13 protein-coding genes and 3 pseudogenes are annotated in these 21,807 nt (G+C 69.6%); 7 read left to right on the top strand and 9 right to left on the bottom strand.

Annotated elements, in window-relative coordinates:
* Positions 1 to 53 precede the first annotated feature (53 nt).
* Together ACKTSN_RS27110 and ACKTSN_RS27105 are read right to left on the bottom strand one after the other, a co-directional pair.
* A pseudogene (locus tag ACKTSN_RS27110) lies at positions 54 to 335 on the bottom strand (helix-turn-helix domain-containing protein); the annotation flags it as partial.
* Positions 336 to 1,139: 804 nt separating this feature from the next.
* Positions 1,140 to 1,607: an Lrp/AsnC family transcriptional regulator gene (locus ACKTSN_RS27105; protein ID WP_409474925.1), complete on the bottom strand. Its 468-nt coding sequence runs from the start codon at positions 1,605 to 1,607 to the stop codon at positions 1,140 to 1,142.
* A 108-nt stretch (positions 1,608 to 1,715) separates the two neighbouring features.
* Between ACKTSN_RS27105 and ACKTSN_RS27100 the strand changes: the two genes are divergently transcribed.
* Positions 1,716 to 3,065, top strand: a complete 1,350-nt coding sequence (locus tag ACKTSN_RS27100) for an APC family permease (RefSeq protein WP_409471490.1) — start codon at positions 1,716 to 1,718, stop codon at positions 3,063 to 3,065.
* 45 nt (positions 3,066 to 3,110) lie between these two features.
* Here ACKTSN_RS27100 and ACKTSN_RS27095 read toward each other — a convergent pair whose 3' ends face one another.
* Both ACKTSN_RS27095 and ACKTSN_RS27090 read right to left on the bottom strand, forming a co-directional pair.
* Positions 3,111 to 3,371, bottom strand: a complete 261-nt coding sequence (locus ACKTSN_RS27095) for a hypothetical protein (RefSeq protein WP_409471489.1) — start codon at positions 3,369 to 3,371, stop codon at positions 3,111 to 3,113.
* A gap of 172 nt (positions 3,372 to 3,543) precedes the next feature.
* Entirely contained in the window at positions 3,544 to 4,392 is an 849-nt protein-coding gene (locus tag ACKTSN_RS27090) for a LysR family transcriptional regulator (protein WP_409471488.1), read from the bottom strand.
* A 147-nt stretch (positions 4,393 to 4,539) separates the two neighbouring features.
* Here ACKTSN_RS27090 and ACKTSN_RS27085 point away from each other — a divergent pair, with 147 nt between their 5' ends.
* The gene (locus ACKTSN_RS27085) at positions 4,540 to 5,277 is read left to right on the top strand and encodes an NADPH-dependent F420 reductase (protein ID WP_409471487.1); all 738 of its coding nucleotides are present in this window, start codon (positions 4,540 to 4,542) and stop codon (positions 5,275 to 5,277) included.
* Between the two features lie 219 nt (positions 5,278 to 5,496).
* On the opposite strand, the pseudogene ACKTSN_RS27080 reads toward ACKTSN_RS27085, so the two are convergent.
* The 4 genes and pseudogenes from ACKTSN_RS27080 to ACKTSN_RS27065 form a co-directional block, all read right to left on the bottom strand.
* Positions 5,497 to 7,132: pseudogene (locus tag ACKTSN_RS27080) on the bottom strand (IS200/IS605 family accessory protein TnpB-related protein).
* 513 nt (positions 7,133 to 7,645) lie between these two features.
* Positions 7,646 to 8,338 carry a response regulator gene (locus ACKTSN_RS27075; RefSeq protein WP_409471486.1) on the bottom strand — a complete coding sequence of 231 codons (693 nt, stop codon included), beginning with the start codon at positions 8,336 to 8,338 and terminating at the stop codon, positions 7,646 to 7,648.
* A complete protein-coding gene (locus ACKTSN_RS27070; protein WP_409471485.1) occupies positions 8,335 to 9,666 on the bottom strand; it encodes a sensor histidine kinase in 1,332 nt (443 codons plus the stop codon). Before ACKTSN_RS27070 ends, ACKTSN_RS27075 begins: the two co-directional genes overlap by 4 nt.
* Positions 9,667 to 9,673: 7 nt before the next feature.
* Positions 9,674 to 11,935 (bottom strand): MMPL family transporter, encoded by a 2,262-nt coding sequence (locus ACKTSN_RS27065; RefSeq protein ID WP_409471484.1) that lies wholly within the window; start codon positions 11,933 to 11,935, stop codon positions 9,674 to 9,676.
* Positions 11,936 to 12,426: 491 nt separating this feature from the next.
* On the opposite strand from ACKTSN_RS27065, the gene ACKTSN_RS27060 reads away from it, so the two are divergent.
* A complete protein-coding gene (locus ACKTSN_RS27060; protein WP_409471483.1) occupies positions 12,427 to 12,993 on the top strand; it encodes a zinc-binding dehydrogenase in 567 nt (188 codons plus the stop codon).
* 252 nt (positions 12,994 to 13,245) lie between these two features.
* Here ACKTSN_RS27060 and ACKTSN_RS27055 read toward each other — a convergent pair whose 3' ends face one another.
* A complete protein-coding gene (locus ACKTSN_RS27055) occupies positions 13,246 to 15,957 on the bottom strand; it encodes a GDSL-type esterase/lipase family protein (RefSeq protein ID WP_409471482.1) in 2,712 nt (903 codons plus the stop codon).
* A gap of 375 nt (positions 15,958 to 16,332) precedes the next feature.
* On the opposite strand from ACKTSN_RS27055, the gene ACKTSN_RS27050 reads away from it, so the two are divergent.
* From ACKTSN_RS27050 to ACKTSN_RS27035, 4 genes and pseudogenes are all read left to right on the top strand, one after another.
* Positions 16,333 to 19,116, top strand: a complete 2,784-nt coding sequence (locus tag ACKTSN_RS27050) for a helix-turn-helix transcriptional regulator (protein ID WP_409471481.1) — start codon at positions 16,333 to 16,335, stop codon at positions 19,114 to 19,116.
* Between the two features lie 963 nt (positions 19,117 to 20,079).
* Positions 20,080 to 20,919, top strand: a complete 840-nt coding sequence (locus ACKTSN_RS27045; RefSeq protein ID WP_409471480.1) for an NADPH-dependent oxidoreductase — start codon at positions 20,080 to 20,082, stop codon at positions 20,917 to 20,919.
* Positions 20,920 to 20,951: 32 nt separating this feature from the next.
* A complete protein-coding gene (locus ACKTSN_RS27040; RefSeq protein ID WP_409471479.1) occupies positions 20,952 to 21,557 on the top strand; it encodes a TetR/AcrR family transcriptional regulator in 606 nt (201 codons plus the stop codon).
* A gap of 80 nt (positions 21,558 to 21,637) precedes the next feature.
* Positions 21,638 to 21,742 (top strand): annotated as a pseudogene (locus ACKTSN_RS27035) (IS5/IS1182 family transposase); the annotation flags it as partial.
* Between the last annotated feature and the right edge of the window lie 65 nt (positions 21,743 to 21,807).

Genomic DNA, 21,807 nt, shown 5'->3' with positions numbered 1-21,807 from the left:
AGGGGACCCGACGGTGTGCGCCGCGCTCAGTTCACCGCCCAGCGCGGGAGAACGCCAGGCGGATTCGGAAGGTGCGGGAGTTGCCGCTCGAGCACCTCGAGCAATTCTTCGCTCAGCTTGGGCCTGGACGCCGGCCCCTTGGACTCCAGGGCCGATGTTCCGCCGTGCTCCCAGGCCCGGCGCCAGCGCTGGACCGAGCGCACGCTGACACGCAACCGCCGGGCGACAGCGGCGTTGTCGTCTCCCCGGGTGAACAGCTCGGCCGCTTGCTTGCGGATGTCCTCACGGAACAGCCGTCGCTCAGTGGTCAGCCCGCCTCTTTGCGGATACCTCATACGACCGGCCTACCGCGACGACGATTGCTTGTCAGCCCACGACATCACGCCAACAAGCTCAGTAAGCGATGGACTCCCACCGGGGGAGCCCGTCGTGCAGCTCCTGATCGTTGACCGTCCCTTCATCGCGCATGGTGCGCCCCCTCTCGATTCCGGAAGGGCAGGTTATCCACAGGAACACGCGTTTCCTGCCTGGCGGTCTACGGTGCCTGTCGCCAGTCGAGTGGCGGGGGGGGAACGTCATGCACGGGACGGTGCTTGAGGAGCTGGCCGTCGAGGTGATGACGGAGCTGCCGACAGCGGCAGCCAGGGGTGAGGTGTTGGCGCAGACCTCGGCCCTCGTCCCCACGCGGCTTACGCACCGCCCGGTAGGCGAAGTCCGACGTACAAGCCCAAGCCCATAAACGAACATCAGCCTGAAGGCCGGGAAGGTCCGTGGCTCGGCACGCACCGGTCGCCGCGGTGATGGGCTTCCATCACCACGTTCCGCCGACGAGCCTGAGCGACTTCTTACCCGCTGGGAGTGCTCCGCCGAGTCGGCCCGGTGACGTAGTGCCAGATGGGCTGCGTCATGCCGGCGCGCGGGGATGGTGCAGTGCAGGCGACGGCTGGTAAGCCCGAGGAGCGAACGGCGTCGCCCGCGCGTTTTGTGCGACTGTACGGCGGTCTCAGCCGCCCTCGTCGTCTTGCTCTCCAGGGGCGCCATCCACAGCCGCCCCTCCCCTCCCCTCCCCGCCGCGCTGCCTGCGCCTCCTCGGTCGCCTCAAGGAACCGTCCCTTTGGGGCAGCTGCCTGAGAGGCCGCCTACACGGTGGTGTCGTGCAAGGGGCTGACGACCTGAGTGCTGACGTGCTGGTAGATCACGTTGCTGCGGAAGTTGACGATCTCTCGGCGCTGACTGAAGCGGTCCATGAGGAAGGTGTGCAGCTGGTCGACGTCAGGTACGGCTACGTGAACGAGGAAGTCGTCGCCGCCCGCGATGACGAACACGGAGAGAACCTCGGGCAGTGCACTCACATATGCCTTGAAGCCTTCGATGACGTCTCTGCTGAGTGGGCGCACCTGGATCGAGAGCAGCGCCTGGACGGGGCGGTTGATGGCCCTCAGGTCGACCGCCGCGTGAAAACCGGTGATGATTCCGCGCTTGCGCAGCGCGCGGGTGCGCTCCAGACAGGTGGAGGGGGCGATACCCAGAACGCGAGCCAGTTCCCTGTTGGTGGTCCGTGCATCGCGTTGCAGATGTTCCAGGATCAGCGAATCAAGTTCGTCCATGAGCGCCAGTTTTGCAGGTCCGCCGAATTGCCTTCGGCGCTTCTCCTGCCCCCCGGCTGATCGCTCTACGTTCACCCTCAGCAGCCGAACAACGAGTGGAGGCGTGTGATGGAGAGGCGTTCTGGTCTGGGGGTCGGGACAGGTACGGCGCTGTGCATCGGTGCGGTGCTGGGGCCCGGGGCACTGACGTTGACGTCCACGGCCGCGGCAGTCGCCGGGCCGGGGTCGATCCTGGCGTGGCTCGGGCTCCTCGTGGTGAGCCTTCCCATTGCCTGGGTGTTCGCCGTGCTGGGTGCCCGGCATCCCGGTGACGGCGGGGTAGCGGCCTTCGCTCGCGCAGCCTTCGGGCCACGACTCGCCGCGCCGGTGGGCTGGTGGTTCTATTGGGCTGTCCCCCTGGGCGTACCTGCCGCGGCCCTCATCGGCGGGGAGTACGTGGCAGTCGCCGCGGGGTGGGGGCGCTCCATCACGGCCACGGTCGCCCTGCTGGTCCTGGCCACGGCCTACGGCAGCAACCTCGTCGGCCTGCGCCTTTCGGGCCGGATGCAACTGCTCATGGTCGGACTTCTGAGCTCCCTGCTGGTGGTCACCATCGCGGTGACCGGCACGCATGTCCGGCCCGCCCATTTCACTCCCTTCCTGCCTCACGGCTGGACCTCGGTCGGAATTGCGGCGGGCATCCTGTTCTTCGCCTTCGCGGGCTGGGAAGCCATCAGCCACCTCTCGGCGGAGTTCGCCGTGCCCAGCCGTGACCTTCCCCGCGCAACCCTGCTGGCCTGGGGCATCGTCAGCGTCCTGTACCTGGGACTTGCCCTCGTCACCATCGGGGTGCTCGGATCACGGGCCGGAACCACCACCACCCCTCTTACGCTCCTCCTGGAGGAGGGCTTCGGTGCACCTGCCCGCGCGGTGGCCGCAACCGCCGCACTCCTGCTCACCTTCGGCGCGGTCAACGCCTACCTCGCGGGAGCCGCCCGGCTGGGTGAGGCGCTGGGCCACCAGGGCGCCCTGCCGCTCGGCATCATCACTGGAGCTGCGGGCGCCACAGCCGTCCCACGGCGCAGCCTTACGGTCGTCACGCTGGCCTCGGCAGTGATCACCGTGACGGCGGCATTCAGGCTCATCGGCCTGGACAGCCTGTTGCGGGCCACCTCTGCCTGCCTGGCCGCCGTCACCCTGGCCGGACTCGCCTCCGCGACGGTCCTGCTACAGGGCCGCACCCTCCTGCGAATCAGCGCCGCTGCCAGCTGTCTTGTCGTGGGCACCGTGCTCATTTTCTGCGGCCCCTACCTGCTGGTGCCCACTGCCCTGGCCGGCGCTGCCACCTGCTTCCACGCCGTCAAGACCTCCGCACGAAGCGCGAGGACTCACCAGCTCGCTCAGAACTGCGTAGTTGGATCCGCCGTCGGAACGGTAGGCGGGCGCGTGGGTAAGCCGACGGCTGGAGGGGCTGACTGACTTCTGCTCGCCCTTGAGAACTACCAAGCGTGTCGGTGTGAGGTTTCAGGACTTCCTTGACGGTTTGTCGTCAGGAGATCCTTGACGGTCCTTCTGCGTGCCCGTGCCTTTGACGTAGAGATTGGTGATCGGGTCGGTGTTCTTGCGGGGGCGGACAGCGAGTTCGTCTTCTCCGTGCAGAATCGGGTAGTGGGTGTCTCCGATGGCGATGGTGACGATCTTTCCGGCATGTGGTGGGCTGCGCTTAATGAACGGGCCGTTGATCATGAGGCGGCCGCTCGCATGGACCTCGCTCGTGTCTTCCACGCGGCCCAGAGCCAGATGACCTGCAAGCGCAGGCCGTGATGGCGATTTTCACCGGCGTGCTTCCGGTCAGGCGGCCCTTCCGGTGCGACGCGGGGCGGGGGATGAGAGTGCCGTCGATCACCGGTCGGGAGCGGTGCGGCGTGGAAGAAAAATACGTACCCGAGGCGGAAGTTCAGTCCGCGAATGCGGCCACGTACGACGCCACGCACGGCTCCGGAGTGGCCAGTGAGGTGACGACGTGGCCGTCGACGGTCACCGGCGGGTCGAGCGGCACCTGGAGCAGCCGCTCGGAGCGGGTCCCGTCGAGCTGCTCGGCAGCCATCAGCGTCCAGCCCTCGGGATCCCGGCCCACCTCAAACAGTACGTTGAGCATGTCCCCGGCCGGTGGCCGCAGCGGGACCACCGGCAGGGCGGCGAGGACCGCGTCGTGCATCGGCGGGTCACTGGCGCGGGCGGGAAGCCGCAGGCCGTACGGATCGAGGTCGTGCAGGCTGACCGCGGGCTTGCGGGCGGCGGGATGTTCACGCCCGAGCACCGCGTACAGCGGCTCGGACCAGGCGCGCGCCACCGTCACCGCCGTGGAGGTGAGCGCGCCTCGCACTAGCGCCAGGTCCAGCTCGCCGTCGCGGACGGCGTCGAGTCGAGCGGCCACCGGCAGGTCGACCAGTCTCGGCTCGACGGGGCGTTCGCCGTCGCCCAGTCGGCCCACCGCGCGGTCGAGCCGTCGGGTAGCACAGGAGGCCACCCCGATCCGCAGGACGGCCGCCGGTTCGCCGGCGACCACCCGCACCCGGGCCGCTGCTGCGAGGGTCTTACGGGCCGCGGCGAGCACTCGCTCGCCGGCCGGGGTGAGCCGCACCCGGCGCGAGGTGCGGTCGAGCAGGCGCACGCCCAGCTCACGTTCGAGCCGAGCGATCTGCTGGCTCACCGCCGGCTGCACGATGCCCAGCCGTTGCGCCGCGCGCCCGAAGTGCAGCTCCTCGGTGACGGTGACGAAGTACTGCAGCGCTCTCAGTTCCATCCGCCTGATCTATCACACGATGTGATCGCTGCCGAGCGTTCCTGGCCATTGTTCGGGCAGAACACCTCGACTGTGATGGGTACGACCCGCCGGAGCGGTCCTACCCGCTGGATGCCTCAACGCGGGGAAATGTGAACGGAGAACAGAGTGAGCCCAACAACCCTCGGCGTCATCGGCACCGGCATGGTCGGCGTCGGAGCCGCCCGCCGCGCCGTCGACGCCGGCCTGAACGTCGTCCTGAGCAACTCACGCGGCCCAGAGACCCTGGCCGGTCTCGTCGCGGAGCTGGGCGAGCGGGCCCGCGCGGCCACCCCGGCCGAAGCGGCGAGCGCCGGTGATCTCGTCCTCGCCTCCGTGCCACTGGCCGCCTACGAGAAACTGCCTCGGGCCGAGCTTGCCGGCAAGACCGTGATCGACCCGATGAACTACGCGCCCCATGCCAACTTCGAGATACCGGTACTCGACAGTGACGAGCTGACCTCCAGCGAAATGGTGCAGCGCCACCTCGTGGACGCCCGGGTGGTGAAGGCCCTGCACAACATCGGCCCCAAGCAGCTGATGGAGCTGTTCCGCCCGACCGGAGCCTCCGACCGTACCGCGCTGCCGCTTTCCGGCGACGTCCCGGACGCCAAGAAGGAGGTGGCCGACCTGCTGGACGACCTCGGGTTTGATTCGGTGGACCTCGGTACGCTGGCCGACAGCTGGCGCAGCGAACCCAACAGCCCTTTGTACGCCATCCCGTACGTGGGACAGCCGCCGTCCGGCCTCACCGTCAGGGAGTTCGTGGCCTGGGTCCAGCAGGCGCCCGGTGTGCCCGTACCCGCCGCCCGGGTCGGCGAACTCGCCGCCGCTGCGGTGCGGGGGCCGGCGGGTTTCCGGATGTAGCAGCGGCTTGGGTTCGGGCTCTGGCGGATCGGGGGCTCTGAAGTTGTTGTCTTTCCGGACTTGAGGGCGGCGTTTTCGCTGGTCAGGAGTAGGGGCAGTGATTCGGTGGGAGTCGTGACCTGTCGTGTGGTCGCTCCCCGGGAGGTTGCGGATGCCTATGCCCTCCCCATTGGCTGTGACCGCGTAGGTTCACCGGGTTGAGATTGAACCGCACCGTTCCTAAGGACTGAGCGGGAGTGAGTCCTGTCGCCAGAACTCCTGCTCAGCCGGGTGTCCCGAACGGTGGTGGGCACCCTGGTCGTCCGCTTTCGCTCCACGGCCCGGCGGCGCGCATCCGGTGCGCGGTCCTGGAATGTGGGGGCGGGTTTCCTCACGCCGCCGGGTGTCCGGTCGGGCCTGGACGGTCCGATGCCCCGCACCATCACTCTGGTGCTGCGGGGGCGGTGCCGTCCGACGCCTGATCGGATGTCCGAGGGCGCGTCGCCCGACCGCGATGCTCGCCGCATCGTGCCGGGAAACCTTGCGAGTCGGTGTGGTCAGCGGTTTCTGCCAGTGCTGGGCACCCCACCGGCTGGTGTAGGCGGGGTCGACCGCGACGATCACGATGTCCTGCTCGGCGGCCATCGACACCAGCCGGGCCTTGAGTTTCGCCGTGGGGAAGCGGGAGAGCAGCCGGCGGAAACGCTTGCTGCGGCCGTGCTTCTCGCGGCTTGTGCCCTCGCGGAAGTCGAGTTCCTCGATCGCGATCGCGGCCGCCCCGCAACGGCGGGTGTGGTGCAGCAGTCGGGTCAGCGCGTGCCGGATCTGCGCGTCACGGTGCGCGCTGCTGCCGGTCAGGTCGTAGAAGAAGCGATGCGGCTCGCCGACCGGATTACCGTGCACATCCAGGCGCCAAGCGGCGAGATGGTCGTCGTTCATGTCCGCCCCCACCACCCCCCTGCGCCAGCGCCGCCTCAAGCGGCAGCACCGGAACGGCGGCACGCTGCCATGAGGCCGTCACATACCAGCGGCCGCGTGCCACATCGTGGTGGATGCGGTAAGCCACCGCCCGGTTCGCGGTGACCCGGTCCCGCCACTCCTCACCCCGGTACCGGAACGCCAGGGTCGCATCCAGCACATACCGACCGTGCGGCGCGTTCGCCAGATGGGCCAGCGCTGCCGGGAGCCTGATCGAGAGCTGTCCGGTGTCGGTGACGCGGATGGTCTCGTTGCCGAAGCGCTTGCCTGACTCCCCGTCGGCGGACAGAAACATCCGCTCCGCCCGCCACCGCTGTCGCCACGCCTGCTCACTCAGCCCGGCCGCTGCCAGGTGATGGCGGGCATTCGCGAGGCGCTTGCCACCGCGCACCACGTGTACCCGGCCCGCCGCCCAGTCCGCCTCCACCCCCGCCAACCGCGCCTTCAGGGATTGCAGACGCCGGGACTTGGCATGCCACTCACCCCGCGAGGCATACCCGCGCACCAGCCCCGCCCGCTTATCCGCCTTGGCACCCAACGGCCGCGCCAGCCGCGCCTCAACCGACGCGATCTGCCCCCGCAACCACGCCATATGGGCCACCTGCCCACGCCTCGCCAGCGCCCACTGATCATGCGTGGCCTTGGTGACACTGCCCGCCCACCGCGCCGACGACCTCCCCGTCAGCCCCCGCTTACGCACCGCCCACGACGCCGCATCATGCGACAACCCCTGCCGGGAACGTTCCGCGAGATCTCCGGCCGCCAGCGCACCGAGGAACATCCCAACCTCGGCCAGCACCGCCGCATCAGCCTCAGACACCCGCAGCCGGTCCCGAACTGCCACCCCCGCCGGACCGGGCACCACGAACGACGCCGCCAACTCCCGCAACCCACCCACCCGTCCACCCCCGCCCACGGCTCAAGACCCCGTCACCGCAGTCAACGAGCACCCCCGGCAAAGGTCACCCATTCGACCCAAGAACTCCCGTTCCCCTCAGGAAACAGAACCCAGCGGTCGCAGGAGACACCCCGGGCAGGCCGACGGTCGACCGGACCCACATCCGGCCCCAGCACTCACTCACACTCACCCAAACTCACTCCCGCTGACTACACCGCCAGCAGTTCCGACCCTGTCGCCGCGTGCTTCTGTCAGGGTCTCCCGCATGTTCGAAGAGGGTGCTGCTCGCCGCGACGCCTACGGCTACGCGTCCGGCGCTGAAAGCCCATCCAATGAACAGCGCCGCGCGGGCTTGCTGAGGCTCACGGCAGCCTTCGAGTGGCTCTCCCGGCGATCGACGACTTGTGCGCGGCCAAGTACTACGCCCACGTGCGCCACATGGCCGTGCCGGCCGGACTTCGCCATCAAGATGGCCATCACCCGGCCGTTCAGCCTCAGCCGCTCCGTATCGGACTACGACAGGCGGTCGGTGCCACCGTCGTCGGTGGCGCGGGCCAGGCCCGTTTGGTAGGCGATGACGACGAGTTGCGCCCGGTCGCGGGCCTGGAGCTTCGTCATGGCCCGCTGTACGTGGGCGCGGACGGTGAAGGGGCTGAGGAACATCCGCTCGGCGATCTCCTGGTTGGACAGGCCGGTCGCGACCAGAGCCACCATCTCGCGTTCGCGCGGGGTGAGTACGGCGAGCCGTTCGGGGTGGTGCGGCGGGGCGTCGTCCGGTGTGGCCAGGAAACGGGCGACCAGGGAGCGGGTCGCGGCGGGGGACAGAAGGGTGTCGCCGTCGGCGATCGTACGCACGGCGTCCAGGAGGTCCTCGGCGCCGATGCCCTTGCCGATGAAGCCGCCGGCCCCCGCGCGCAGCGCCTGGGCGACGTACTCGTCGCTCTCGTATGTGGTGAGGATCAGGATGCGACTGGCACGCAGTTCCGGGTCCGCGCAGATCTCCGACGTGGCGGTGAGACCGTCCACCTCGGGCATACGGATGTCCATGATCACCACGTCCGGGCGCAGTTCCCGGGTGAGCCTCACCGCCTCCCTGCCGTCGGCGGCCTCGCCGACCACGGTGATGTCGTCGGAGCTGTCGAGAAGTATCCGGAAGGCACTGCGCAGCAGGGCCTGATCGTCGGCGAGCAGCACCCGCAGCGTCACGGCGTACCCCCGGTCTCCCGGTCGCCCGTCCTTTCGTCACCTGTCGATTCGCCGGTCATCCATCCCTCGGTGGTTGTTGCTTCGTCAGTCCCCCGCGTCGGGTCCTTGACAGGCGGCAGGGGCAGTTGGGTGGAGACGAGGAAGCCGCCCTCGGGGCGTCTGCCCGCGGAGAGGTGCCCCCCGACCGCGGTGGCACGTTCACGCATCCCGATCAGACCGAAACCGGGCGCCCGGCCCCCCGCCGTGGACGTAGCCGATCCCGTGGAGCCGGTCGATGTTGTACGGGCGCCGGCTCCGTCGTCGGCGATGGTAATGGTCACGCGGTCGCGGTTCCAGGCGAGGCGCACCCGGGCGCTGCCCGTACCGGCATGCTTGGTCACGTTGGTCAGGGCCTCCTGGACGATGCGGTATGCGGTGAGGTCAACCCCCGGCGGCAGCGGCCTGACCGTGCCCTCCTGGTCCATCGACACCTCCAGACCCGCGCGGCGGAACGACTCGAGGAGCGTGGGGAGCCGCGACAGCCCGGGTGCCGGTCCGGCGGGCGCGGCCGCGTCCCCGGACTGACGCAGCAGACCTACCGTGGCCCGCAGGTCGTCGAGCGCGTCGCGGGTGGTCTCGACAAGTTCCTTCAGGCTCTTGCGGGTCTGTTCCGGGCGGATGTCGAAGAGGTGGGCTGCGACCGTGGCCTGCGCGTTGGCCAGGGTGATCTGATGGGCCACGAGGTCGTGCAGTTCCCGGGCGATGTGTACCCGTTCCTCGGCCACTCTGCGGCGCGCCTCGCTGTCCCGGCTCTTCTCGGCCCGCAAGGCCCGCTCCTCCACGGCTGCCAGGTAGGCGCGTCGGGTCTGCACCGAGTGACCCAGCACGCCGGCCACCAGCGGGAACGCCGCCACCGCTCCTACCCTGCTCGCGTCCTTCCACGAGAGGGCACCGAGCAAGGGGGTCGAGGCGACCAGCAGTGCCACGGAGATGAGCGCCACGGCGCTCGCCGCGCGCCGTTCGGTGCGCGCGGCGAGCGAGTAGGAGTAGGCGGTGATCACGGCGGGGGCCACGATGAGCGGGCTCAGCAGGAGGCCCAGGAGCGGAGCCAGTACGCCGCTCGCGGTCGTGACCGCCATGGCGGCCAGGGGCGCCCGGTGCCGCACCGGCAGCACCGCGCAGGACACGACGGCGAGGAAGTAGGCGGCGGCGGACGGCGGTGACAGCGTGCGGCCGTCGTCCTGCACCACGCCGCCGAGCAGGCAGAGCGCGAACGCCGTCGTCGTGATCGCCGCCTCCCGCCACCACGTGCTGCGTGCTCGCGGGCCACCGCCACCCGTGTTCGCCATGGCCGGCTCAGCCCCGGCCGACGGGCAGCCGCCGCCCTGCTGCGTCCAACTCGGCTGCGGGGGCCGGGACGTGCTTGCTCAGTGCCTCACCCTCGATATCCACATTCGGCAACACGCGGTTCAGGATACGGGGCAGCCACCAGGCCCGGTGGCCGAGCAGTGCCAGGACCGAGGGGGCGATCGCCATCCGGACGACGAAGGCGTCGAAGGCGACGGCGGCGGCCAGACCGACACCCATCGTCTGGATGGTCGGGCTGCTCATCCCGATGAACCCGGCGAACACACTGATCATGATGATTGCCGCCGCGGCCACCACACGTCCGCTGTGCCGGAACCCGCTGACGATCGCCTCGCCGGAGGAGGCGCCATGGGCGTAGGCCTCCCGCATCCGGGTGAGGAGGAAGACCTCGTAATCCATGGCGAGGCCGAACACGATGCCGATGATGAGAATCGGCATCAGCGACATGACCGGTCCGGTCTGCTCGATGCCGATGAGGTCCGCCGCCCAGCCCCACTGGAAGACGGCGACGAGGACGCCGAAGGCGGCGCCCACCGACAGCAGGAAACCGAGCGCGGCTTTCACCGGGACCAGGACCGAGCGGAAGACCACCATCAGCAGAAGCACCGCCAGGCCGATGACCACGCTCAGATACGGGATGAGGGCGTCGGACATGGCTTCGGAGATGTCGATGTTCAGCGCGGTGGTCCCGGTCACCAGGACGCCGGCGCCCGTGTCGGATTCTACGTCCCCGACCGCGCCGCGAAGCGCGTGCACCAGGTCCTTGGTCTCGCCGCTGTTCGGCGCGGTCTGCGGGACGGCGGTGAGGACGGCCGTGTCCTTGGCCCGGCTGAGAACCGGATCACCGACCGACGCGACCCCGTCCACTGCCCGTACGGCCTTGACGACCTGGTCCGTGATGGCCTGGGTGTCCCCGGAGTCCGGGGATGCGGGTGCCGACATGTCCACGACGATGGTCAGCGGGCCGTTGAAGCCGGGGCCGAAGCCTTCCGACAGCAGGTCGTAGGCGCGGCGCTGGGTGGTCTGAACCGACTTGGACTCGTCGCCGGGCAGGCCGAGTTCGAGGCTCAGTGCCGGCAGGGCCACGGCGCCGAGACCGAGCCCGGCGGTCAGCAGCACGGCCACCGGCCGGCGCAGTACGAACCGTGCCCAGCGGGTGCCGAGCCCGGGCCGCCGGTCGGCGGAGGTGGGCAGCGGGCCCGGGCGGTCGCGTCCCGGCCGGGTGGACTTGCGGACGGCGCGGGACAGTACCCGTCGGCCGAAGAAGCCGAACAGCGCGGGGACCAGGGTCAGTGCGACGAGTACGGCCAGGGCCACGGCGCCCGCGCCGCCCAGGCCCATCCTGGTCAGTTCGGGGATTCCGACGACCCCCAGCCCTGCCAGGGCGATCAGGACGGTCGCGCCCGCGAAGACGACGGCGGATCCGGCCGTGCCCACCGCCCGGCCCGCGGCCTCCTCCGGTTCGCTGCCCTGGGCGCGCTCGTCGCGGAAGCGGGAGGTGATGAAGAGCGCGTAGTCGATGCCGACGGCGAGGCCCAGCATCAGCGCCAGGATGGCGACGGTGGACGTCAGGCCCAGCGGCACGGCCAGCGCGGACACCAGGCCGAAGGCGATGGCCACGCCTACGAAGGCGGTCAGCAGCGACAGTCCAGCCGCGACCAGCGAGCCGAGGGCGAGGATCAGCACCACGGCCGCGACCCCGACGCCGATCATCTCTGTCGTACCGCCCAGTTCCTCTTCCGCGTCCAGGGCCGAGCCGCCGATCTCCACGGTGAGCCCCGCGTCCCGGGCATGGCTCGCGGCGTCCTCGAGGGTGCTCTTCGTCGACTCGGACAGGTCGACGGCGTCCGCGGTGTAGGTGATCGTGGAGTAGGCGATGGTGCCGTCCGTGCTGACCGCGCCGGTCTCGTAGGGGTCGGTGGTCGACGCCACCTGGTCGCCCCCGTCCAGCGAGCCGAGCGTATCCTTGACGGCTACCCTGTTCTCCCTGGCCGTTACCTTCTGTCCGTCCGGGGCCTGGAACACCAAGCGGGCTTCGGCGCCCTGGGAGTTGCTCTGCGGGAAGCGGTCGTCCAGCAGGTCGAACGCTTTTTGCGACTCGGTGCCGGGCATGGCGAGGTCCTCGTCCTCACTGGCCGGCGCCAAGGCCGCGGCGGCCACGGCCACCACCAGGGCACCGAGCCAGAGACCGCCCACGAGCCGGCGCCGCCGGAAGGCCCACCGTCCGATCCGGTAAAGAATTGTCGCCACCGTTGATCACTCCAGACACCGCTAGGCGCGCCAGGCAAAGGAATTGCGTGGGATTCACGCGCCTCTCACCCTTCCCTGCGGCGCTCCGCCGGGCATCGTCCCCGGCCACCGTCGTCGCCTGGTGCTCCCGGACCAGCCATGCCCGTGACCTGGTGCGTACGCACCACATGCCGGCTCGGGGCGCTGGGGGTGCCCCGGATGCAGGACCCGGGCCCCCGGGTGGTCTGTCAGCGCGGGGCTCTCTGGTTGGACTTCCCGGAATCCACGCCGGTCGCTGAGCGGCCAGGGCCGTCACCCAGGACGTCCACTCGGCTTCCTGGGCGTCCACGACCGCGTCGGTCGGTGCTGCTACGCCAGGCCACACCAGCACCGACCGACGCGGTCGGCCCGGGCAGCGCGTACTCGCGCACGCGGCGGCCGACGGCGACGGCACTTGGCCGTGCACTTCGCCACACACCTCGGCGCCGAGGTCGTGGCGACCGCCCGCGAGTTTGGCACACCAGGTTTCAAGGAACTGGGCGCGGACCAGACGAACTACTACACGCAGCAGCGGTTCGAGGACGTCACGGCGACATCGACGTCGTCATCGAGCTGAGCGGGGACCAGGACGACAACGCGGCCCGTTCGGTGTCGGTAACCCGCCCCGGCGGTCTCGTCGTCGCGATCCCCGGCGGCGTCTCGCAGCGCCTCGCCACCGTGGCCGGGCAGGTCGGGGCCCACACCAGCCCGTTCCTGGTGGAGCCGGACGCCCCGGCCTAACTACGATCGTCGGCCTGGTCGACTCCGGCGAGGTCCGCGTCGCGGTGGAGCGCTCCTTCGCGCTGGCGAAGGCCGCCGCGGCCCACCGTCTCGGCGAGACCAACCACACCCGCGGCAAGCTCGTCCTCACCGTGACCGATGGTCCTCACACCCTCCGGAGCACGCAGACCTCACAGGGTATGACCGTGACCTCCAACAGTCGTGCTGCACGATCACCCGGTCGTGCTCCCAAAGACGCTGGTGCCCTCGCTCTACCAGCGGCGATGACTTTTCGAGCGGCACAGGATCAACGCTTCTGATGCCACGACTTCTCGGCGTGGCAGTCCATGCGCGAGGTGGTCGTGAACGCCAGGTCCAGCAGGCGTGTACTACGCGGCCGTGCCGCTGGAGGCCGGCAAGGTCGCGGTACGTGACCCTGCCGGATATCAGTGAGGGGGCGGTGATGGGCAGCGTGGCGATGCACGTCTTCGCCCTCGCCGTCGGTTGATCCGCTACTGGTGTCCCGTGGTGCTGCCGCGCACGCGGCAGCACCACGGGACACCGAGGCCGGGTTACCGATCACCCCCGTTGACCCCGACACCGACCGCGACGGGACTTCCCGTGCCGTCCGGGTTCCTCAGGGTGGTGAGCGAACCGATGTCCACCGCGTCCGACGCCGCGGTACGAGCGCTCGGTGAGGGGTTCAGCGCGCTGCCGCCGGGGTTGGTCGGCGCGCTGCCGTCGGGATGGGGCGGGATGACGCAGTTGGACTTGTCGGACTCGAGGGAGCCGTTGACGGCCGTCACGCAGAACTCGAAGTTCCACACGCCCGGGAACAGGAATGCGACGCCGTGGTGGGTGTCCTCGATGATGTTCTCGTCGGCCTCCGGCGGGGTGGTGCCGCCGTCCTTGACGTTGGAGACCCACAGCCGGTAGCCAGCCGCCGATTTCGCGCCGTTCCAGTCCAGTTCCACCGTGGTGGCATCGACGGTGGTCACCCGCAGGCCGGTCGGGGTGGCCGGGATGCCGCCGCCGACCATCACCGGCCGGGCCAGTGCGGGCAGCCCGCCGCCGGCGGCGTTCCAGGTGGCCGCCGCGACGAGGTAGCGGTGGCCCGGCTTCAGCCCGTAGACCTTGACGCTGTTGCCGCGGAAGCCGGTGCCGGTGAGCCAGGCGCCGGGGGTGTCCTTGTCGAAGAGGATCACTTCGTACCGGTCGATGGTGACGGGGTAGTCAGGTGGTGCGATTTCGAGCTCGATGCCGTCCTGGCCGATGGGCCGGCTGGCGACGATCCGCGGCGGCGGCGCCGTCTTCGGGTGGGCGACCGCGCTGACCGTGCCGGACCAGAGGCCCTTGACGTTGTCACCGCCGATGGTGCGCACCTGGTACTCCCACCGGATGCCGTCGACGGTCCAGGTGGTGTCGGTCCGGTTGCTGTTGACGCGGCCCTCGCTCCAGGTGCTCTGGCCGGCGATCCGCGACCGCACGTCGTAGCCGAACGCCCCGTACACCGGGTCCCAGGTGACGGTCACGCCCTGGGGGCTGGACTCGGCCTTCAGACCGGTCGGCACGGGTGTCGGACGGACCGGCAGGTTCTCGGGCGGGAAGGGGATCGGCCCCCGGCCCAGGCCGTACCGGTCGTGCAGGGTCTGCTCGAAGGCGATGGCGAGCTGGTACTCGCCGAAGGCGTTGGGGTGCAGGCCGTCGTAAGCGGCCGGGCAGGCGGCGGGGGCGCAGGAGTACCCCTTCTGCCAGTCGACGACCTCCACCTGGGAGATGGCCTTGCTCCACCGGGGGGCCGCGTTCGTGAGCAGCCGGTTGAAGTTGTCGGTCTTGGTGATCAGGTCGTCCCGGCCGCCGATCTTCGACCGGTGCGGCACGGTGGCCACCGCGAAGTCGACCCCCGGCCGGGCCGCGCGGGCCTGGTCGATGATGGTCTCGACGCTGTCCAGGGTGCCGTTCTCGTCGCTGACGAACCAGCCCATGTCGTTGAAGCCGGCCGCGAGCAGGACGAGGTCCGGCTTGTAGGTCTCGACCTGCCGGCGGATGTCGCCCTTGATCTGCGCGGCCTGCCTGCCCCAGTGCGCGTAGTGGTCGCTGTCGAAGGCGACCCCGGCCGCGTAACCGCCGTCGACGCGGATGCCCTGGTCCGCCGGCTTCTCACCGACGAAGGGCGGCGGTTTCGGCGGGGAGGGCTGGTCCGGGGTGAACGTGCCGTGGTAGGGACCGACGAAGTCGACCGAGACGTTGTTCTCCTGGAACCACTGCCACAACCGGTAGCGCCAGGTGTAGTCACCCTCGTGGCCCTGGCTGATCGAGTCGCCGACCACCATCACCCGGATCGTCGACGGCCAGGCGCTGGGTCGCTGGCCCTGGAGCAACCGTTCGATGCTCAACCTCAACCTCTGCGCGAAGTCGGCAGTGAACAGGCCTCGGAGGTCCGCCAACGGCCGCGACCACGAGCCGAGCCGGGTGATGATGTTCTGCGTGGTCTTCCCCACCGCTTCGATCACCGAGACCGCCCCCGACGTGGCCCACTTCAGCAACCCCCCAAAGCCGATCCCGGTCAGCGCGCCCAGGAATGCCTGGCTGAGTGCCTCCTTCCAGACCTCCGCGTCGCCCAGCGACCGCCCGTCGAAGTAGGCGTTCATCAGGTCAGTGACGAGCGCGCACAGTCCGCCGCCGACGGCCCCGCAGGTCGGTATGGCTAAAGGCGCAGCGGGGGCGGCGAGGGCGAAGAACACCAAGCACGCCGCAGAGGCCACGACCAACACCGCGGTGCCGACCATGGTGGCAATGGCCTTCTGCCACCAGTTCGCCGAAGCGTTCACCTCACCCGTGGGTATGACGACGACGAGGCTGTCGCCGACGACCCGGATGCTGCCGTCGAACCGAACGTCGCTTTGCCGGTCGTAGAAGTCCACATTGCTCTTCTGCGCCCGCAGGTCGAACGACTCGCTGAGCGTGAGCCCCTTGTCCTTGTCGGCACGCACCGTGTCGACGATCTGCCCCATCTGCCGCTGCCACTCGTCCGGCCGCTGCGCGGTGTTGAAGTCGATGGCGGCCACCATGTCGGTGTCACTGCCCGCCAGCGACCGCAGCGCTCCCGCGTCGCGGGCGCACCCCATCCGCAACGCCGCCGTGCTCTCCGCGATCGTCTGGCTGGCGAAGTTCGATCCAGCCGTGGCACACGCCTCCTCCGCCGCCTCGGCCGGTTCCGCCGTCCCTGCCGTCATCAGCGTCACTGCTAAGACGAGCGCGGTCAGCCACCCGGGTCTTCTCATGAACGTCCCCCAACTGCGTAGAAGCGTACAAGCGACCGCATGCCGTACGGACCCGAGCCGACCAGCCACGAGCGTCCAGTGACCATGACAGCGTCTTCCGGTCAGGGTGTACGGCTTATGCGATCCTCGTCGTCGATGGCACGACACCACCGGCGACGTGCGGCCGTTCCTGCCCGCCGCCCCGGAAAGACGCGGCCGTGCCCGCCTGACGATTCTGCGGCTCGACGAACAGCCGGGGTATGCGTCATGTGACTGCATCGGTGCCCCGGACGACGACTGCGCTCTGAGCGCTCTGAGCAGGTTCGATGCCGCTGTCGGCGCTGCCGCCGTAGCCCCACGCTAGTGTCTGGGGTATTTCGATTCCTTGGAGCATCCGTGCAAAACGATGGAAGGGCTCGTGGGGACCAGCGCTCGACGCGGAATTCCGGTCCGGCGGTGGTGAGCCGAGAAGCCGAAACCGCAGAGATCATCCGGCGTGTGGGAACTGACCGGTCCCACAGCGACGTCTTGATCGTCACGGGTGACCCCGGCGCCGGAAAGAGCACGCTGCTCGACCTCGCGGCCGATCGCGCACGGGACGCGGGTGGCCGAGTGCTGCGGGCGGTGGGGACCAGATCCGAGGCGCACCTCGGATTCGCCGGTCTTCATCAGTTGTTGCGCCCGGTACTCGCTGAAGCGCAGGGACTGCCGTCGCGGCAGCGCTCCGCGCTCCGAGCCGTCCTGGGGCTCGAAGAGTGTGCGCAGACTCCCGACGCAATGCTCGTCGGTCTGGCGGTCCTGACCTTGTTGTCGGACCTGGCGGAAACCGCCCCGCTGCTGGTGGTGGTCGACGACGCCCAGTGGATCGACCGCGGATCACTGGACGTTCTCTCGTTCGTGGCGCGACGCATGGACAGCGAGCCTGTCACGCTGCTGGTCGGAGTCCGCACCGCGGCCGCCCTGCCTGGATTCGACAAGGGATACGAGCGCCTCGAACTCGGCCCGCTGGACGCTGAGGCGGCCAACCTACTGCTGGACCGGCAACCCACGCCGCCCACCGGCCGAGCCCGGGTGCGGATCCTCCAGGAGGCGGCCGGCAACCCGCTGGCCCTGGTGGAACTGGCCCACGCCACCGCGATCCGGCACCCCGAGGGCAGTGGCGTGCTGGGCCCGCTGCCGGTCACCGACCGACTGGAGCGGATCTTCGCGGGGCACGCGGCGGACCTGCCGGAACCGACCCGCCGCATCCTGCTGCTGCTCGCGGCCGCCGATGCGGCGGACGCTCCGGCGGCGGCCGTGGGACTTCCCGAGGCGGACGACGAGGCATGGGTACCCGCGGACCGGGCCGGTCTCGTACGCCAGGACGGATCCCGGATCTCCTTCCGTCACCCGCTCATCCGCTCCGCCGTCTACCATGCCGCGTCGTTCGAGGAACGCCGCCGGGCCCACCTCGCTCTCGCGGAATTGCTGCGCGAGGAGCCCGACCGCCGCGCCTGGCACCTCGCCGCCGCGACCGTACGCCCCGACCAGGACGTGTCGGCCGCACTGCAGCAGACGGCCGACCGGGCCCGGCGCCGAGGTGGCTTCGCGGCCGCGGCCGCGGCCCAGGAGCGCGCCGCGGAACTCAGCCCGCGCCGCGAGGACCGGGCGCGTCTTCTGACCGAAGCCGCCGCCACCGCCGTCTTCACCGGTCAACTCGGCTGGGTGGAACAACTGGCCGCCGCAGTCCGCGAGTGCACCGACGACCAGGCACTGCTGGGCAAAGCCGCGCTGGCCACCGGACAGCTCATGTCCCTGGGCTCCCATCACACAGCAGCCTTCGCCCTGCTCATGCGTGTTGCCGACGAGGCGACGGACGCCCGGTCGCCCCTCGTTCTCGACGCGCTGGCCGCGGCGGCGGTGGTCCGCTACTACTCGGGCGAGGAGTCCCAACAGCAACAGATCCAGAGCCGGCTCTCCCGCATGCCCGACGATGCCGCCGGAGCGGCGCTGCGCGCCTGGGTCCTGGCCGTCTCCGACCCCAGCAGCGCAGGAGCCTTCCTCACACCGGCCCTGCCCGGGCTCATCGCCAAGGCCAAGGGCGACGCCAGTCGCCTGACCGCGCTGGCCATCGTCGCTTGGCTGCTCGACCAGACCACCCTCGCCGCCAGGACCTTCGACGAGGCGTTCGACCAGTGGCAGGCCTGTGGATGGCTCCCGGACGGACTGGGATGCGCGGCCGGCTGGACCCGCCTGGAGCAGGGCCGATGGGCCGAGGCCCGCTCGGTGGCGAGTGACATCGCGGCCATGGCATCGTCGGCCGGACTCGACCACGCCGAGGCGTGTGCTCAGGCACTCGATGCCACGGTGGTCGGTCTGCTCGGCGACCCAGCCGCCGCACGTCGGCTCGTCGAACGAGCCCTGGCTCTTGTCGATCCACTGGAGAGCCGCTCCGTCGCGGTCTTCGCGCGTCGGGCCCTGGGGATGGCGGCAGTGGCCGAGGGCGACTACGACACCGCGTACACGCAGTTCCGCTCCGCGTTCACCGACGACGGCGACCCGGTCCACTACCACGTCTCCTACACCCTCCTGGCCGAACTGGCGGCGGCGGCTGTCCGCCGAGGACGACAGGAGCACGCCGCAGAGCTGCTGGAACGGTCGGCGCGGCGCCTCGGTACAGGCATGTCGGCACGGGTGAGGACACTGATCGACCGGGGCCGCGCCCTGCTGGCGGAACCCGAGCACGCGGAGCCGTTCTTCCGCGCAGCGCTCAAGGAACCCGCAGGTGAGCAGTGGCCCTTCGAGCGGGCGCAGACCCGGCTCGACTACGGAGAATGGCTCCGGCGGCAGCGCCGTATCGCCGAGGCCCGTCCACTGCTGAGCGCCGCCCTCGAAACCTTCCAGCGGCTGGGCGCGCGGCCGTGGGTCGAGCGGGCACAGGCAGAACTACGCGCCGCCGGCATCGAAGCCGGCGACGTCGTACCCACTGCCTTCGCCGAACTCAGCCCCCAGCAGCAGCAGATCGTCCAGCTGGCGGCCCGTGGCCTGACGAATCGTGAGATCGGGGAAAAGCTGTTCCTCTCACCGCGCACGGTCGGTTCTCACCTCTACCGGGTGTTCCCCAAGCTCGGCATCACCGCCCGCTCACAGCTCCGCGACGTGGTCGAAGGCATCCTGTCGGGTACCGGCGTCCAGGGCTGAGTGAAGTTTCCCTGAAGTCTCCCCGTAATAGTGGACACTCGATGCTTACGCTGCGAGGGCGTGTGCTTGCTCGTGTCGCTGCCGGGTCTCCAGCGGGGTGAGGTAGCCCCTGGACACCCGCCCGAGCCGCCAGCTGATCTCCACCTGACCGGCGGCCTCGGACGGAGCGTCGGCGACGGACAGGCCGACGACGTCCGCCAGTTCACCGGAGGCCAGGAGCTCGACCGCGAAGATCCCGAAGCCTTCCTCGTCCCACGCCTCGATGTCCCCGGCAGTCTGCCCCGGGGGAGCGTGGCCTGCCGTCGCCGAAGCCTTGCATCACCGCAGGACCGGCATGGATCTCGGACAGGTGGACAGCGTCGTCGTCCAGCCATCGGCACAGCAGAGGACGGGGTGTGCGGATCTCAATCATGGTCCCATCCTGCCGACGCGGCGGCGGGAACATGAATCGCGGTGCCGCACAGCTCGTCACTCGGGACTCGGACATTCGGCCCGACTCCCGGGAATCGAATACGCCGGCGCAGATACCTGTCGGCCGACCAGCTCCGCCGACGGGTCCGTACCGGCCACGACGATGCCCCTGCGACTCCAGAGCCACCTGCGGCTTCGACGCCGGAAAGGGAATCAACGGCCGCAAGAGACACATCGCGGTCGCCACCTCGGGCTCCCGGTGACGACCACGGTGACACCCTCGGACACCAGCAGCCCTGACACCACCCGCGAAATGTTCTGGCAGCTGCGGGTCACGCAGCCCCAGATCGCCCGGGCCCGGGCCGACGACTCCGCCAACGCCGGCTGCTCACCTACTCGTCCGACGAATCCCCTCCACCTCGACGGACGTACGCAGCCCTTGGCTCAGGGCCCTGTCCAGCTTCTTGCCGATAGGCCAGAACAGCGGGGAATGAACCCGGCCGACTCGGGGTTGCCAAAACCGAATCTGATTCGGATAACGGAAGGACAGCCATGACCGACTTGTCGCAGCGGGACGCACTCTTGGAAGCCCGCTACGGGCAGCAGGCGACGCCGGAGAACATCATCTGGAACGACCAGATCGAAGCGCTGCTCGCGCACCGCTCAGTGCGCGCGTTCACCGACGAGCCGCTGCCCGACGGCGCTCTGGAGACGGTGGTGGCAGCCGCCCAGTCGGCGTCCACATCGTCAAACCTTCACCAGTGGAGTCTCGTGGCCGTCTCGGACCCGGAGACGAAGGCCGAGCTCGCGAGGCTGACGCACGGCGTGGAGTTCACCGGGTTCGAGTTCGTCGCCCAGGCCCCCAGCGTGCTGCTGTGGGTAGCGGACATGTCGCGCAACCACGCGATCAGCGTCGAGCTGGGCAGCAAGCCCGTCGTCACCGACTACGTCGACGCCTTCCTGATGGCGTCGATCGACGCGGCCCTGGCTGCTCAGAACGGTCTCGTCGCGGCAGAGGCGATCGGCCTGGGAGGCGTGTACCTGGGCTCGCTGCGCAACCACGCCAAGGAGCTCGCCGACCTGATCGGACTTCCCTCGTACGCCTATGTCGTGTTCGGCATGGCCATCGGCACCCCGGACCCGCACCGCCCCAGCGCGGTGCATCCCCGCCCGGCGCAGGACGTCGTGCTGCACCGCGAGCGCTACCGGACACGGCCGACCGAGGAGTGGATCGAGGACTACGAGACCGCGTTCAAGGACTTCCGCGCCGAGTACGGACTGCGTGACAAGACATGGAGCCATTCCGTCGTGGTGGGCATGGGCCTGGACTACATGGACGGGCGTGAGAACCTGCGCCATACGCTGGAGGAGCGCGGCTACCTGTTGCGCTGAAGGGCATTCGACAGGAAGTGGGGGCACCGGGCGTGGCCAGGCCGAAGACGCCGCTGTTGTCCGCGACACGAATCGCGGACGGTGCGATCGAACTCGTCGATCGCACCGGTGACATCCAGATGGTTCAGCTGGCCCGGCACCTCGGCGTCGCCCCGTCGTCGCTCTACTCCCATGTCACAGGCCGGGCGAAGGTCATCGACCTCGCTCGGCTGCGGATGCTGGAACGTATGGAACCCGTCGGACCCGCGCACGACTGGCGCGAGGCCGTGGCCAACCTCCTGCGCCAGCTCACCACCCTGTACGCCAGGCACCGACGCATCCTGCCGCTCCTCTCCACCACCGCCGTGGCCTGCGACCGTTCCATCGCGGTTTACGAGCCGATGTTCGCCGCACTGATCGAAGGGGGCTTCCGACTAGACCAGCTACGCCTGGTCGTCGCCATGGTCGAGTTCCAGGCATTCGGTCTCGCCCAGGGACTGCCGGCGCCGGCCATGTCCGACCACATCCGCAAGACCCTTCCCGCCTACACCGCATCGGTGGACCACTCAAGCTACGACCTGGCCACCGCGACCGAGTTCTCCGTGGCCATGGTCATCGGCGGGCTGGAAGCGATCCGGACCCACCCCGGTGGGCCGTGACGCACTCCGGCACAACCGCGGCCGTCACGGCGGGCGGCCACTGGCATTCGACCGTCACATCTATCGGCGTCGCAACGTAGCGGTGCTTCAACCGCCTCAAGGGTTTCCGCGGCATCGCCACCAGATACGACAAGACCGCCACCTCCTATGAGGCAGCGGTCAGTCTCGCGTCATTCCCACTCTGGACAAGATCAGTGATGACGGACTCTAACGAGCTCGTGCATGGTTGGCGTCTGGGCCGCGGGGCGGC

Origin of the sequence: Streptomyces flavusporus, from assembly GCF_046267975.1 — a bacterium.
Lineage (GTDB): Bacteria > Actinomycetota > Actinomycetes > Streptomycetales > Streptomycetaceae > Streptomyces > Streptomyces flavusporus.
This window is presented reverse-complemented; position numbering and strand designations above follow the sequence as displayed.